This window comes from Bradyrhizobium sp. CCGUVB23, from assembly GCF_024199885.1.
In the GTDB taxonomy this organism is placed as follows: domain Bacteria; phylum Pseudomonadota; class Alphaproteobacteria; order Rhizobiales; family Xanthobacteraceae; genus Bradyrhizobium.
Genome location: NZ_JANADQ010000001.1, coordinates 5924621 through 5937404 on the forward strand (window position 1 = coordinate 5924621; position 12784 = coordinate 5937404).

Consider the following 12784-nt stretch of genomic DNA (forward strand, 5'->3'; position numbering starts at 1 on the left):
AATCAGTCGAACAGGCTCGACACCGATTCTTCCGACGCCGTGCGCGCGATCGCATCCGAGATCAGGCTGGCGATCGGCAGCGCGCGGATGTTCGGCGCCTTGATCACCGCATCGGTCGGCAGGATCGAGTCGGTGATGACGAGCTCTTTCAGCCTCGAATTGGTGATACGGGCGGCGGCGCCGCCTGACAGGACGCCGTGAGTGATATAGGCATAGACGTCCTTGGCGCCCTTGGCGATCAGCGCATCGGCGGCGTTCACGAGCGTGCCGCCGGAATCGACGATGTCGTCGACCAGGATGCAGGTGTAGCCGGCAACGTCGCCGATCACGTTCATGACCTCGGACTCGCCGGGACGCTCGCGCCGCTTGTCGACGATCGCTAGCGGGGTGTTGATGCGCTTCGCAAGCCCACGCGCGCGCGCCACGCCGCCGACGTCGGGGGAGATCACCATCACCTTGGAGAGGTCGAACTTCTCCTTGATGTCGCGCACCATCAGCGGCGCAGCGTAGAGATTGTCAGTCGGAATGTCGAAGAAGCCCTGGATCTGGCCGGCATGCAGGTCGAGCGTCATGACGCGGTCGACGCCGGCCTGCGTGATCAGGTTGGCGACGAGCTTTGCAGAGATCGGAGTGCGCGATCCCGATTTACGATCCTGCCGCGCGTAGCCGAAATAGGGCAGCACCGCGGTGATGCGGCGCGCCGACGACCGGCGCAGCGCGTCGGTGATGATCAGGAGTTCCATCAGATGGTCGTTCGCGGGGAACGAGGTCGATTGGATGATGAAGGCGTCCGAGCCGCGGACGTTCTCCTGGATCTCGACGAAGATCTCCATGTCGGCGAAGCGCCGCACGACCGCTTTCGTCAGCGGCAGGTCCAGACCTTGCGCGATCGCTTGCGCGAGCGCCGGATTGGAATTGCCGGCAACCAGCTTGATTGAGCCGTTTTTGGCCGACATGGTCGCTTCCTCCCGCGCCTTGCTGGACACGACGTTCAACATCTCGGATACCCATGGAGCACGGTTTCGACGGGCGAGCAAATATCAGGCCCAAGGCCGCACTGGCAACCCGGGATGCTACGTTTTCCCTGCGAAAATCCTGAGTCGGGCCAACAGTTTGGCTGGGTATTGGGGCTGTGGTTTAGCGCTGGTTATCGCTCGGCATAGCCGAGTGCCGCAGCCGGCATGTCGGGCGCGGGCGAGCCGGGCATCACGCTTGCCACTGCCGGTCCCCGCAAGCCGGGAACGGAGCTCGGCGCATCCGGCGTTGCGTTGATCATGTTGGAAAGTCCGCTGAATCCGGCCTGCGCGATCTTCCGGAGGACCATGTCGTCGGCGGCCGACCAGGGGTCGCGGCCGCCCTTTCCGCCAGGTTCCTCACCGGACAGGCGCAGCGCCCGCTGCTGGTTGGCGTCATAGACGTCCCAGACCCAGGCGATCATGGTCTTGCCGCGGACGACCTGAGCCGAGAGATAGCTGCGCACACGGTAGGCAGCGGTGCCCTCGCGCGAGACCACCGTCAGGCTGCGCAGCTTCGATTCGCTGTCGAGCACGCCGACCATGCGGTCGAACACCTGCGGCGGCGGCCCATCGATCGATTCGAAGGCCACCGTCGTCCCGCTGCCGCCGCTCGGCGGCGCCATCGCATAGGAGTTGCTCGCCGCCCCGCCGCCGGCGCAGCCGCCAAGTGCGCACGATGCCGCCAGCAGCATGGCCACCAGCACGCGCGTGCCCGCGCGGCGCAAGAATGATGACGCTTCCCTCATTATGGAGGGCAGCGATATCGTTAAAATGCGTTAAGGTCTAGGGCAGGGGAGCCACAGTCCCAAATGCAGTCATTCCGGGGCTCGCGTAGCGAGAGCCCGGAATCTGGAGGTTGTGGCGCGAGATTCGTGGTTCGGCTCTTCGAGCCGCCCCGGAATGACGGAAATCAAAGTCTTGCTGTTGTGTTCACGCTTCGAGCGCGATCGCGTGGATGTGGCGGCCGTAGTCCGGCTCCTTGCGGTGCACGGAGCGGCGGTAGCTGAAGAAGCGCTCGTCGGCATAAGTGTCGAGGCCGAGGTCGTCGATCATCAGGATGCCGGCGGCCTCCAGTCGCATGCGGATGAAGCCGGCGAGATCGAACATCGCATGGCCCTCGCGCACGGATGGAATGAAGAACACCGCGTTATTCGCGTCCGCCTCGATGAAGCGCGCGACGAACTCGTTGCCGACCTCGTAGCTTTCCTGGCGGATCAGAGGGCCGATCGCGGCGATGATGCGGCCGCGCTCGGCGCCTAACTTTTCCATCGCCGAGATCGTGGACTCCAGCACACCCGTCAGCGCGCCCTTCCAGCCGGCATGTGCCCCGCCGATCACCCGCGCGTTCGGGTCGACGAACAGCACCGGCCCGCAATCCGCTGTGGAGACGCCGAGCGCAAGGCCGGGCGTGCGGGTGACGAGCGCATCGCCCTTCGGCCGCGGACCGCTTGGCCAGGCGCCGTCGGCGACGAGCACGTCGGGCGAGTGGATCTGGTGCAGGCTGATGAAACGCTCAGGCCGAACGCCAACATGCTCGGCCATGCGGCGGCGGTTTTCCGCGACGAGTGCCGGATCGTCATTGGAGCCGAGCCCGCCGTTGAGCGCGGCATAGATCCCGCTGGAGACGCCGCCCTCGCGGGTGAAGAAGGCGTGGCGCAGGCCGGGTACGGCCGAGAGCAGCGAGGAGCCGAGAGTCATGACGCGTCGTCGCCTTCTTCAACATGGTCGCTCAGGGCCGCGAGCGAGGTGAGCCGCGGCTCGGAGATGGCGAGCACCTTGAACATCGAGCCCATGCCGCCGCGGCCCGTATCGGTCAGTCGCTTCAGCGCTGTGGCGATGTCGGTGGCGACTTCTGGCGTCGCCTTCTGCATCAGTGCTGCCGCGCGAGTGTCGACGCCGAGGCGCTTCAAGAACTCGCCCTGCGTCACCGGTCCATGGACGCGGGCGCCAACGTCCTCGGCGGCACGCGACAGCGCCTGGAAGTCGACATGGGCGGTGACGTCGGCCTGGCCCGGCGCCTTCAGGGGATCGGCAAAGGTGTGGCGCGCGATCGCCTGGAAGGTATCGCCGGCATCGCTGCGCAAGTGGCCGTAATCGATGATCAGCGCCGCGCCGTCCTGGTCGCGCACGCGGCTTGCGAGCTTCATGATCTCGGCATCCGGCCGCCATTCGAACACCGCACCAACCGGCGCCGCCCGCACCAAAGGCGGCAGCAGCACGTCGAAACGCGGGGTCGGATCAGCGGCGGCGCCGAACTGGAGCTTGCCGTTCGCATCAATGTCGACGACGCGCTCGTGCCAGCCGTTTTCGCGCTTCACCATCTGGTGGATCGGCAGCACGTCGAAATACTCGTTGGTGAGGATGATCGAGGGGCCTTCGGGCACGTCGTCGATCGTGTCGTGCCAGCTGATGTTGCGCACACCCGACAGTGTCGCCTTCTGCCGCTCGCGCAGCACCGGATTGATTTCGACCATGTGGACCTGGAGTGCCTGGTAGAGCGGCGGCAGCACCCGCAGCGCGCGTAGCGCGTCCGCCATCATCGTGCCGCGGCCGGGGCCGAGCTCGATCAGCCGCAACAGCTGCGGCGAGCCCATCTGCTTCCACACCGATGCCGTCCACAGCCCCAGGAGCTCGCCGAACATCTGGCTGACTTCCGGCGCGGTGGTGAAGTCGCCTTCACGCCCGAGCGGATCGCGCGAGATGTAGTAGCCGTGACGCGGATGCATCAGGCACAGCTCCATGTACCTCCACACCGGCATGGGGCCGGAGGATTTGATCAGGGCCTTGATCTCGTTCAGCAGCGGCGAGTCGGTCACAGCCTGTCTTCTCGAAATGAATTAACGAATGGCCTCGAGCGGTTCGGGCGCACCGCGCCGCACTGCAAATACAATAAGTATGGCGCCGACGATAAGCATGGGGATCGACAACAGCATGCCCATGGTTAACCCGCCCCACAAAAATCCGAGTTGCGCGTCCGGCTCGCGAAAATGCTCGCCGATGATCCGGGTCAGGCCGTAGATCAGGATGAAGCTGCCGAGGATCATTCCCGGCCGCTTCAAGGCGCCGAAGCGGATCATCACGGCGAGCACGGTGAACAGCAGAATGCCTTCCATGCCGGCTTCATAGAGCTGGCTCGGATGGCGCGGGACGTTGCCGCCGGTTGGAAAGATCATTGCCCAGGGCAGGCTCGGATCGGCGGCGCGGCCCCACAGCTCGCCATTGATGAAATTGGCGAGCCGCCCCAGGAACAGGCCGATCGGCCCCACGGCGGTCGTGATGTCGCCGAGCGACAGGATCGAAATGCCGTTCCGGCGCGCAAACCACATCACCGCAACGACGCAGCCCAGGAAGCCGCCGTGGAAGGACATGCCGCCTTCCCACAATTTGAGAATCTCCGAGGGGTGCTCGATGAAGAAAGGCAGGTTGTAGAACAGCACGTAGCCGGTGCGGCCGCCTAGGATGATCCCGAGCGTAACCCAGAGGATGAAATCGTCGAGCTGGACCAGCGAGATCGGCGCGGGCCCGCTCCACAGCCTGTCGGTCTTGACCAGCGCGCGGGCGTAGATCCAGCCGATCACGATCCCGCCGATATAGGCGAGCGCATACCAGCGGATGGCGAACGGCCCGATTGCAATCGCGATCGGGTCGAAGGAGGGGAAGTTGATCAGAAGAAGCGGCATCGCGCCAAGGTTCTAGACAAGATTGCGGCGATAGAGCGCCAACAGGCGTTCCCAGTGCCGCTCGGCGGCGTCGCGGTGATAGACCGGGCGCTTGGGGAAGGCGAAGCCGTGATGGGTGCCGGGATAGATCTCGACCTCGGCCTTGGCGCCTTCCATGGCTGCCTTTACTTTGTCGATGATCTCCTGCGGCGCGTAGATGTCGGTCTCGGCGCAGGCGAAATAGAGCTCGGCTTTGGTCTTGCTCGCCGCGAGATGCGGGCTATTGGATTCCTCCGTCGCCAGATGCGTGCCGTAGATCGAGGCCGCAGCCTTCACACGATCGGCAAAATGCGTGGCGGCGTTGATGGCGTAACGGCCGCTCATGCAATAGCCGACGGTGCCGACCAGCCTGGTGTTGGCGGCCGCCTGGCCCTCGGCATAGGCGAGCAGGGCGCGCGTATCGTCCATGATCAGGGGAATGTTGATCGAGTTCATCAGCTCGTACATGCGCTTGCGCTCCGGCGCATTCGGGTCCGGTGGCACCGGTCCGATCTCCATCACGCCGGAGCGGTAATAGAGGTTCGGCAGCATCACGTAGTAGCCGGACGTACCGAGCCGGCGCGCCATGTCGCGCAGCTCCTCGCGGATCGCCGGCGCATCCATGTAGAAGATGATGACGGGAAACGGGCCGCCGCGCTCGGGATGGGTGATGAAGGTGGTGGTCGAGCCGTCCTTGGTCGGGATCTCGATCTGCTGGTCGATCATGGTCTCGTGCTTCGCTTTCTGATTCTTGTTATGCCCGGCCGATCAATACGATTGCAAGGAAACCAGGGCATGACAAGGACGGCTCAGGCGCGTATGGGCCCTTGATCGGCCCGGTCCGGATTGCCATTGTCTTCCCAAGCTCAAGGTTCGCGCAAAGGCATCCGGAGATCGCCATGACACAGACCACCAACCGGTTTTTCGACGAGATCGGACGCCTCATGAATGACGCCGCCGGTGCCGCCCAGGGCGTCAAGCGCGAGTTCGATACGGTGATGCGCACCCAGGCCGAGAAATTCCTGCGCGACATGGACCTCGTGAAGCGCGAGGAGTTCGAGGCGGTCAAGGATATGGCCCGCCTCGCCCGCGAGGAGAACGAGGCGCTGAAGGCCCGGATCGCGGCTCTGGAAACCAGGCTAGGCGGAACGCCGCCGTCCTCCTAGCAGGCGTCATTCCGGGTTCGCCCGCTGGCGCGATCGCCCGGAATGACGGCAAAACCGGTTCTGGCCGGATGCCCATTCTCCTTGTCATTTCCGCGGCTTCCGGCTAAAAGCCCGCCACGTCCGCGGCCCCCGCACCCCTGGAGGCTTGCTGCGGCGAAAACCATGGGCCGCGTTGCGGCCCATTAACTTTTGCAAAAACAAGGACTTAACGTTATGGCGACCGTCAAGGAATTGAAGGCGACCGCACGTCCGAAGAGCGGCAAGGGGGCCGCCCGGGCTGAGCGTCGCGCCGGGAGAGTGCCCGGAGTGATCTATGGCAACAACCAGCCCCCGCTCCCGATCTCGGTTGACGATCGCGAACTGCGCCAGCGCATCCTGGCCGGCCGGTTCCTCACCACCCTTGTCGACATCGACCTCGAGGGCAAGAAGCACCGCGTGATTCCGCGCGACTTCCACCTCGACCCGGTCAAGGATTTCCCGATCCATGTCGACTTCATGCGTCTCGGCGAAGGCGCCACCATCCGCATCAGCGTGCCACTGCATGTCGTGAAGGCGGAAGGCTCGCCCGGCGTGAAGCGCGGCGGCACGGTGAACATCGTCGCTCATGCGATCGAGCTCGAATGCGGTGTCGAGAACATCCCGCAGTTCATCGAGGCCGACGTCGGCTCGCTCGAGATCGGTCACTCCTTGCATCTGTCCGACGTCAAGCTGCCGACCGGCGTGAAGGCGCTGACGCGTGAGGACGCAACCCTCGTGACCATCGTGCCGCCCTCCGGCTACGCCGAAGAGCAGAAGGCGGCGGCTGCGGCTGCAGCCGGTGCTGCGGCTCCGGGTGCTGCGGCTGCGGCGGCTCCGGCGGCTGGCGCGGCAGCTCCCGCAGCGGGTGCTGCTCCGGCAGCGGCTGCCAAGGCTCCGGCCGGCGGCGACAAGAAGAAGTAATCTCTCACGGCGCTGGCGCGCGGTTTCTGACCGCGCGCCAGGCGAGGGGCGCGCCGCGTCATGCGACTCTTTGTTGGGCTCGGCAATCCCGGCGCGAGATACGCACGCAACCGGCACAATATCGGCTTCATGGCCGTCGACGAGATCGCGCGGCGTCATGCCTTTGCACCATGGCGCCGCAGATTTCAGGGCGAGACCTCCGAGGGCACGTTGGGGACCGAGCGCGTCATTCTGCTCAAGCCCACGACCTACATGAACGAGTCGGGCCGCAGCGTTCAGGAAACCTCCAGCTTCTTCAAGATCGCGCCCGGCGACGTCACAGTGTTCCAGGACGAGCTCGAGCTGCCGCCGGGCAAGGTGCGGGTGAAGATCGGCGGCGGCATCGCCGGCCATAATGGTCTGCGCTCGATCTCCGCGCATATCGGCAACGAGTATCGCCGGGTGCGGCTCGGCATCGGTCATCCCGGCGTCAAGGCGATGGTCCACAGCTATGTGCTGGCGGACTTCGCCAAGGCCGACGACGAATGGGTGACGACGCTCTGCGACGCCGTTGCCGAGCACGCTGCTCTGCTCGCCAAAGGCGCGGACGCGACCTTCGCCAACAAGGTGCATCTCGCCATGCAGGCGAAGGGATTTTTGACCAAGGACGACAACGGCAAAGAGTAGGGTGGGTTAGCCCCGCGGCTGCGCGAAGCGCAGTCCGCTCGGCGCAACCCACCATGTCACGGCAAAATGTTGGTGGGTTACGCTTCGCTAATCCACCCTACGCACTGCGTTAGAGGACACGATGGGATTCAAATGCGGGATTGTCGGGTTGCCCAATGTCGGCAAGTCGACCTTGTTCAATGCGCTGACGGAGACTGCTGCGGCGCAAGCGGCGAACTATCCGTTCTGCACCATCGAGCCGAATGTCGGTGAGGTCGCGGTGCCGGATCCGCGGCTGGAGAAGCTCGCCGCGATTGCCAAGTCAGGGCAGATCATCCCGACGCGATTGACCTTCGTCGATATCGCAGGGCTCGTGCGCGGCGCTTCCAAAGGCGAAGGCCTCGGCAACCAGTTTTTGGCCAACATCCGCGAGGTCGATGCGATCGCGCATGTCGTGCGCTGCTTTGAAGATTCCGACATTACCCATGTCGAGGGCAAGATCGCCCCGCTCGCCGACATCGAGACCATCGAGACCGAGTTGATGCTCGCCGACCTCGACAGCCTCGAGAAGCGCGTCGACAACCTCACCAAGAAGGCCAAGGGCAACGACAAGGACGCCAAGGAGCAGCTCGACCTCGTCAACCGCACGCTCGTGCTGCTGCGCGACGGCAAGCCCGCGCGCCTCGTCGAGCGCAAGGCTGAGGAAGAGCGCGCCTTCTCGATGCTCGGCCTCTTGTCGTCGAAGCCCGTGCTCTATGTCTGCAACGTCGAGGAAGGCTCGGCCGCCACCGGCAACGCTTTCTCCAAGGCAGTCGAGGAGCAGGCCGCGAAGGAGGACGCTGTCGCCGTCGTCATCTCCGCCAAAATCGAGTCCGAGATCGCGACGCTGTCAAGAGAAGAGCGCGTCGATTTCCTGGAGACGCTGGGGCTGGAAGAAGCCGGCCTCGATCGCCTGATCCGCGCCGGCTACCGGCTGCTCGATCTCATCACCTATTTCACGGTGGGACCGAAGGAGGCGCGCGCCTGGACCATCCATCGCGGCACCAAGGCGCCCGCGGCGGCCGGCGTCATCCACACCGATTTCGAGAAGGGTTTCATCCGCGCCGAGACCATCGCCTATGACGATTATGTCGCGCTGGGCGGCGAAGCCGGCGCCCGCGATGCCGGCAAGCTGCGCCTCGAGGGCAAGGACTACACCGTCGCCGACGGCGACGTGATGCATTTCAGGTTTAATACGTAAATTCTGTGGGACTCGTAGGGCGGGTTAGCGAAGCGTAACCCACCACTTCTCCCGCGGTGATGAAAGCGGTGGGTTACGCCTTCGGCTAACCCACCCTACGCATCTGCGCTTGCCTCAGCGCATCCCGCCCTGGTCGCGGATGGCGCCGAGATGCTCGTTGATGCGGAACACGATCAGGATGAACTCCGCGACAATGCGCGAGAACACGATGCCGACGATGACGCTCGCAATCGACGAGAGCACCACGAGAAAGCCGCCGAACGGGCTGATCGCCATCGCTGCGAGCCCAGAAAAGATGCCGGAGATGCCGAACAGGCAGATCAGCGCCATCACCAGCCAGTAGAAGGTCTTGATGATGGTCGGCGTGATGAAGCGGTCCCACTGAAACAGGTCGCTGAATGTGAACATCTCTCTCCCCCGGCAAATCGGGCCTGACCCGCGTCCATCCGACTCAGGGCAGGCAAGCCCTGCCGCATCGAATGTAGCACGAGCCATGCGGGCGGGCGGGTTGAGATTGCCGCAAAGTGCGGCCACAATCTGTCATCCCCGCTGATCTCACCAAGATGACCCTGACCTTCGAAGACTTTCCCACCGGCCGTTTCGGCACGTTCGGCCCGCGCCATGTCAGCCGCGACGAGATTTTGGCCTTTGCCGCTGAGTTCGATCCGCAGCCGATGCACCTCGACGAGGAAGCTGCCAGCAAGAGCATGCTCAAGGGCCTGTCCGGCTCGGGCTGGCATCTCTGCTCGCTGATGATGCGAATGATGGCCGACGGCTTCATCACCCGCGCAGCCTCGCTCGGCTCGCCCGGCGTCGACGAGGTGCGCTGGCTCTCTCCTTTAAGGCCCGGCGATGAACTGACTCTCGACGTCGACGTGTTGGAGGCGCGCGCCTCGAAGAGCCGGCCCGAACTCGGCATCGTCAAGTTCAAATGCACCGCCCGCAATTCGCGCGGCGAAGCGCTGTGCGAGATGACCTCCCCGATCCTGATCAAGCGGCGCGAAGGGCTCAAGTGATGCGGTTCTTCGAAGACATACCGATCGGCCTGCGCCGCGAGATCGGCTCCTACACGTTCACCGCAGAAGCCATCAAGACCTTCGCCGCGAAATTCGATCCGCAGCGTTTTCACCTCGACGAGGAAGAGGGCAAGAACTCGCTGTTCGGCGGGCTCGCCGCGTCCGGCTGGCATGTCGGCTCCGCCTGCATGAGCCTGCTCGTCGCTGATGGCCAGCGCCTTGCGAGGGAAGCTGCCGCACGTGGCGAGAAGATTGCGGTGTGGGGGCCGTCACCAGGGTTTCGCGACCTGCGCTGGATCAAGCCGGTGCTCGCAGGTGATGTGGTGAGCTTCGTCAGCGAAGTCACCGACAAGCGCGTCTCCGCCTCGCGCCCCGGCTGGGGCATCCTGCAAGGCATCACGACCGGTACCAACCAGCGCGGCGAACAGGTGTACGCGATCACCACGACCGCCTTTGTGCCGATGCGCGGGCAGGGCGGTTAGACCAGTTCCAATCTGAACGGCCAAAATGCGCGGCAAGTGTTGCCCGCGCGCTATGGACGGAATTGGCGCTCGCTGCCATAAGCCTCGCCATGCGGTTCGTCGCGAAGCATTTCGCGGAACCATTGATTTGCTAACCAATTGTGAACCTGTCGCTGTCTATTTGAACCAACGGGATAGGACAGGGAACGAGGACCATGGCAGACCGCGGCGCACTCAAGCTGGTCGGATTCATCTTCGCCACCGCGACGCTCGCGGTGATGCTGATTGCCGGCATGGTGGTGCGGGGCTATGCCGATGGCGGCTATACGCTCGAAGCCTCGACCGTCGCGGCGGATCGCTAACGGTTCATTAACCCATCATTCGCCGGCGCGAGGCGAGCCGTTTCATCGGCTGTAGACCAGCGCCAGAATCACAATCGCGACCACCAGCAGCCCGACAAAGCGGATCATGATCGTGCCGAACTGCGTCGGCGCAGGGCGCAGCGGGATGGGGTCCGTGGTCTCGGGCCGAATGCTTTCCATCTGAAACTGTCCCCTGCCAAGGCCCGAAAAAAAGGGGCCCGTGAATGCGGCGCTAGGCTTTGGTCGCGGCGGGACTGTGGAAAGTTCAAATCAAGATTTCGCGGGTGGGAGCTGCAAAGCTTGCCACATTCTCGGTCGTCATGCCCCGCGAAGGAGGGGCATCCAGTACGCCGAGGCCCATCCATATTCGTCGCCGCCTCTGGAATACTGGATCACCCGCCTTCGCGGGTGATGACGCCTGCAATGGGGACGCGCATCTCCCAAAATAAAACCGCCGCGCTCCCTTGGGAACGCGGCGGTCAAAGCGTTGTGGACTGCGATCAGCTGTTGCGCAGGCCGTCGGCGGCGCGCTTCCACTGCGCGACGTTGTCGGAGATCATGCGGGTCGACTTCATCGCGGCCTGGCTGAGCTGGGCGTAGCCGGATATCTCGCGCTGGACGCGCTGGCCTTCGGCATGCAGGAGATCGCGCAGGCTCTCGAGCTCGGAGATCAGGTTCTCGATTTCGGCGAGCGAAGTGCCGGCGACGCGCTGGATCAGCGAGTTGACGTTGGTGACGGTCGCTTCCGCCGACGCATCGAGCGCCGGCTCGCTGCCCGCGGCCGGACGGCGCAGATAGGCGATGTCGTTGCGCACGAAGTCGCGGATGCCGGCCTCGACTTCCGTGACCGCGGCGAGGTTGCTGTCGGCGACCTCGGTCTCAGTTGATTCAATCTTTTCCGAACGAATGGCGTTCATCGTTGTTCCCCTGTTCGCGTTGAGCGCAGCGCGAGTGTCCCCCGCACGACGACGTCTGTAAGGCGAAGGGCATCAGGGCGTCCGATTTTGACCGCATATGGGCGTAGATGCGGCAAGGATCGACCATTCGGCGGCTTTGCCGTGGCGGTGTTGTCGACCTCTCCCCGTTCTTACGGGGAGAGGGTTGGGGTGAGGGGCTGCTTCCGCAGATTCGGCGACAGTCGGACGCGCTCCGCGCGCATTCCGGCCTCTCCCCGCAGGCGGGGAGAGGCGAAGACCTCACCAGCTCTTCTTGAACCCGGCCGTCAGGCTCTTGTTCGTGGTGCCTTGCGCGGTCTCGCCGACGGAGCCGGAGACGGTGACGTTGTCGAACAGCTTCTGCTCGGCGCCGACCTTGCGCAGCCATTTGTCATCGGTGGTCGACATGGTCTGGCCGGCAATGAGGCTCGTGCCGGTCTCGCCGAAGGTGACCTTGGCGGACTGGTCGGTCTCGTAGTTGCGCGTGGTGCGGCCGGCAATGCCCGGGATCGGCGTCGTGCCTTGCTGGTTGATGCTGTACCCGTTCTGCAGCGTCAGGGAATGCTCGTCCGACAGCGGCACCGATTTGCTGAGCGAGGCGCCGAGCTTGCTGCTTTCGGCGCCGGGATCGACACGGGCTTCCACCGCGGTCTTGTCCCAGATCGAGCCCGCACCCGGCGCGGTCACCGTCGCCCAGGCGCTGCCGGAGGATTGCGGCACGCTGCCGCCATTGGCGGCCTTCTCGGCCAAAAGCTCGGACATCGTGGTGGGCTCGCGCGTCACCGTCATGTCGGCGCCGACCTGGGTGTCCCAGAACGGGGTGACCGATTGCTTCACCGTTACCGCCGATGTGCCGTTGGCGCGCCGGTCGTTCGACCAGTTCGGCCCGCCATTGGCGGTCGCCTGCGCGCGCTTCTTCGCCGCCATCAACTCGTTGAGCGTGGCGGCGTCGATATTGAGCTGGCTCCAGTCGAGCTTGTCGACGTCGATGCCCTTGAGCACGTCGGGATCGTTGACGTCGGCCGCTTCCTCGGCCTCCTCGGGCGCGGCTGCGGCCTGGTCGGGCTGCATCGGTACGATCTGCGCCGGTGCCACCGTCATGGACGCCAACACGAACACGGCCGCCAGCAGCGGCAGCCTGGTCCAGCTCAACCCTGTCGAGAATTCCATCGTCCTGCCCGCAAGCCCGGCGCATGATCGGGAAAACTGTGCGGGTTTTCCGGCTCGATCATGCGTTTCATTCCGCGTCCACGATGCGGAGATATCGTCGCAAAATTGTGGCGGCAAGGGGCGGGCGAAACGTCAC

17 protein-coding genes are annotated in these 12784 nt (G+C 64.5%); 7 read left to right on the plus strand and 10 right to left on the minus strand.

Annotation, left to right across the window (positions count from 1 at the left end; translation table 11 throughout):
- Positions 1-2: 2 nt before the first annotated feature.
- The 6 genes from NLN62_RS27265 to NLN62_RS27290 form a co-directional block, all read right to left on the minus strand.
- Positions 3-956 carry a ribose-phosphate pyrophosphokinase gene (locus NLN62_RS27265; RefSeq protein WP_027523097.1) on the minus strand — a complete coding sequence of 318 codons (954 nt, stop codon included), beginning with the start codon at positions 954-956 and terminating at the stop codon, positions 3-5.
- A gap of 191 nt (positions 957-1147) precedes the next feature.
- The gene (locus tag NLN62_RS27270) at positions 1148-1762 is read right to left on the minus strand and encodes a hypothetical protein (protein WP_027523098.1); all 615 of its coding nucleotides are present in this window, start codon (positions 1760-1762) and stop codon (positions 1148-1150) included.
- A gap of 184 nt (positions 1763-1946) precedes the next feature.
- A complete protein-coding gene (gene pgeF / locus NLN62_RS27275; protein WP_027523099.1) occupies positions 1947-2714 on the minus strand; it encodes a peptidoglycan editing factor PgeF in 768 nt (255 codons plus the stop codon).
- A complete protein-coding gene (locus NLN62_RS27280; RefSeq protein ID WP_027523100.1) occupies positions 2711-3832 on the minus strand; it encodes a class I SAM-dependent methyltransferase in 1122 nt (373 codons plus the stop codon). The genes pgeF and NLN62_RS27280 overlap by 4 nt, the downstream gene beginning before the upstream one ends.
- Before the next feature lie 21 nt (positions 3833-3853).
- A complete protein-coding gene (lgt, locus tag NLN62_RS27285; RefSeq protein WP_027523101.1) occupies positions 3854-4696 on the minus strand; it encodes a prolipoprotein diacylglyceryl transferase in 843 nt (280 codons plus the stop codon).
- A 12-nt stretch (positions 4697-4708) separates the two neighbouring features.
- Positions 4709-5440 carry a dienelactone hydrolase family protein gene (locus tag NLN62_RS27290; protein WP_027523102.1) on the minus strand — a complete coding sequence of 244 codons (732 nt, stop codon included), beginning with the start codon at positions 5438-5440 and terminating at the stop codon, positions 4709-4711.
- Positions 5441-5613: 173 nt separating this feature from the next.
- Here NLN62_RS27290 and NLN62_RS27295 point away from each other — a divergent pair, with 173 nt between their 5' ends.
- The 4 genes from NLN62_RS27295 to ychF all read left to right on the plus strand — a co-directional run bounded on the left by NLN62_RS27295 (position 5614) and on the right by ychF (position 8704).
- On the plus strand, positions 5614-5880 hold the full coding sequence (locus NLN62_RS27295; protein ID WP_027523103.1) for an accessory factor UbiK family protein: 267 nt from the start codon (positions 5614-5616) through the stop codon (positions 5878-5880).
- Positions 5881-6093: 213 nt separating this feature from the next.
- Positions 6094-6819 (plus strand): 50S ribosomal protein L25/general stress protein Ctc, encoded by a 726-nt coding sequence (locus NLN62_RS27300; RefSeq protein WP_027523104.1) that lies wholly within the window; start codon positions 6094-6096, stop codon positions 6817-6819.
- Between the two features lie 60 nt (positions 6820-6879).
- Entirely contained in the window at positions 6880-7485 is a 606-nt protein-coding gene (gene pth / locus NLN62_RS27305; RefSeq protein WP_027523105.1) for an aminoacyl-tRNA hydrolase, read from the plus strand.
- Positions 7486-7606: 121 nt separating this feature from the next.
- Complete coding sequence (gene ychF, locus NLN62_RS27310; RefSeq protein ID WP_027523106.1) at positions 7607-8704, plus strand: redox-regulated ATPase YchF; 1098 nt, start codon at positions 7607-7609, stop codon at positions 8702-8704.
- 114 nt (positions 8705-8818) lie between these two features.
- On the opposite strand, the gene NLN62_RS27315 is transcribed toward ychF, so the two are convergent.
- Positions 8819-9112 carry a DUF4282 domain-containing protein gene (locus tag NLN62_RS27315; protein ID WP_027523107.1) on the minus strand — a complete coding sequence of 98 codons (294 nt, stop codon included), beginning with the start codon at positions 9110-9112 and terminating at the stop codon, positions 8819-8821.
- A gap of 155 nt (positions 9113-9267) precedes the next feature.
- Between NLN62_RS27315 and NLN62_RS27320 the strand changes: the two genes are divergently transcribed.
- The 3 genes from NLN62_RS27320 (at position 9268) to NLN62_RS27330 (ending at position 10543) form a co-directional block, all read left to right on the plus strand.
- Positions 9268-9720 carry a MaoC family dehydratase gene (locus tag NLN62_RS27320; RefSeq protein WP_027523108.1) on the plus strand — a complete coding sequence of 151 codons (453 nt, stop codon included), beginning with the start codon at positions 9268-9270 and terminating at the stop codon, positions 9718-9720.
- Positions 9720-10202, plus strand: coding sequence for a MaoC family dehydratase (locus tag NLN62_RS27325; RefSeq protein WP_027523109.1), 483 nt, complete (start codon positions 9720-9722; stop codon positions 10200-10202). Before NLN62_RS27320 ends, NLN62_RS27325 begins: the two co-directional genes overlap by 1 nt.
- Positions 10203-10396: 194 nt before the next feature.
- Positions 10397-10543 carry a hypothetical protein gene (locus NLN62_RS27330; protein ID WP_027523110.1) on the plus strand — a complete coding sequence of 49 codons (147 nt, stop codon included), beginning with the start codon at positions 10397-10399 and terminating at the stop codon, positions 10541-10543.
- A gap of 42 nt (positions 10544-10585) precedes the next feature.
- Here NLN62_RS27330 and NLN62_RS27335 read toward each other — a convergent pair whose 3' ends face one another.
- From NLN62_RS27335 to NLN62_RS27345, 3 genes are all read right to left on the minus strand, one after another.
- On the minus strand, positions 10586-10723 hold the full coding sequence (locus NLN62_RS27335; protein WP_198031757.1) for a hypothetical protein: 138 nt from the start codon (positions 10721-10723) through the stop codon (positions 10586-10588).
- 320 nt (positions 10724-11043) lie between these two features.
- Entirely contained in the window at positions 11044-11460 is a 417-nt protein-coding gene (locus NLN62_RS27340; protein WP_027523111.1) for a hypothetical protein, read from the minus strand.
- 279 nt (positions 11461-11739) lie between these two features.
- Entirely contained in the window at positions 11740-12648 is a 909-nt protein-coding gene (locus NLN62_RS27345) for a hypothetical protein (RefSeq protein WP_254110917.1), read from the minus strand.
- Positions 12649-12784: the final 136 nt, after the last annotated feature.

Bases quoted from the DNA above. Each gene is read 5' to 3' on its own strand.
- lgt (WP_027523101.1), bottom strand. From the start codon at position 4,696: ATGCCGCTTCTTCTGATCAACTTCCCCTCCTTCGACCCGATCGCGATT.
- NLN62_RS27290 (WP_027523102.1), bottom strand. From the start codon at position 5,440: ATGATCGACCAGCAGATCGAGATCCCGACCAAGGACGGCTCGACCACC.
- NLN62_RS27265 (WP_027523097.1), bottom strand. From the start codon at position 956: ATGTCGGCCAAAAACGGCTCAATCAAGCTGGTTGCCGGCAATTCCAAT.
- NLN62_RS27315 (WP_027523107.1), bottom strand. From the start codon at position 9,112: ATGTTCACATTCAGCGACCTGTTTCAGTGGGACCGCTTCATCACGCCG.
- pth (WP_027523105.1), top strand. From the start codon at position 6,880: ATGCGACTCTTTGTTGGGCTCGGCAATCCCGGCGCGAGATACGCACGC.
- ychF (WP_027523106.1), top strand. From the start codon at position 7,607: ATGGGATTCAAATGCGGGATTGTCGGGTTGCCCAATGTCGGCAAGTCG.
- NLN62_RS27345 (WP_254110917.1), bottom strand. From the start codon at position 12,648: ATGGAATTCTCGACAGGGTTGAGCTGGACCAGGCTGCCGCTGCTGGCG.
- NLN62_RS27325 (WP_027523109.1), top strand. From the start codon at position 9,720: ATGCGGTTCTTCGAAGACATACCGATCGGCCTGCGCCGCGAGATCGGC.
- NLN62_RS27295 (WP_027523103.1), top strand. From the start codon at position 5,614: ATGACACAGACCACCAACCGGTTTTTCGACGAGATCGGACGCCTCATG.
- NLN62_RS27300 (WP_027523104.1), top strand. From the start codon at position 6,094: ATGGCGACCGTCAAGGAATTGAAGGCGACCGCACGTCCGAAGAGCGGC.
- NLN62_RS27340 (WP_027523111.1), bottom strand. From the start codon at position 11,460: ATGAACGCCATTCGTTCGGAAAAGATTGAATCAACTGAGACCGAGGTC.
- NLN62_RS27330 (WP_027523110.1), top strand. From the start codon at position 10,397: ATGGCAGACCGCGGCGCACTCAAGCTGGTCGGATTCATCTTCGCCACC.
- NLN62_RS27270 (WP_027523098.1), bottom strand. From the start codon at position 1,762: ATGAGGGAAGCGTCATCATTCTTGCGCCGCGCGGGCACGCGCGTGCTG.
- pgeF (WP_027523099.1), bottom strand. From the start codon at position 2,714: ATGACTCTCGGCTCCTCGCTGCTCTCGGCCGTACCCGGCCTGCGCCAC.
- NLN62_RS27320 (WP_027523108.1), top strand. From the start codon at position 9,268: ATGACCCTGACCTTCGAAGACTTTCCCACCGGCCGTTTCGGCACGTTC.
- NLN62_RS27335 (WP_198031757.1), bottom strand. From the start codon at position 10,723: ATGGAAAGCATTCGGCCCGAGACCACGGACCCCATCCCGCTGCGCCCT.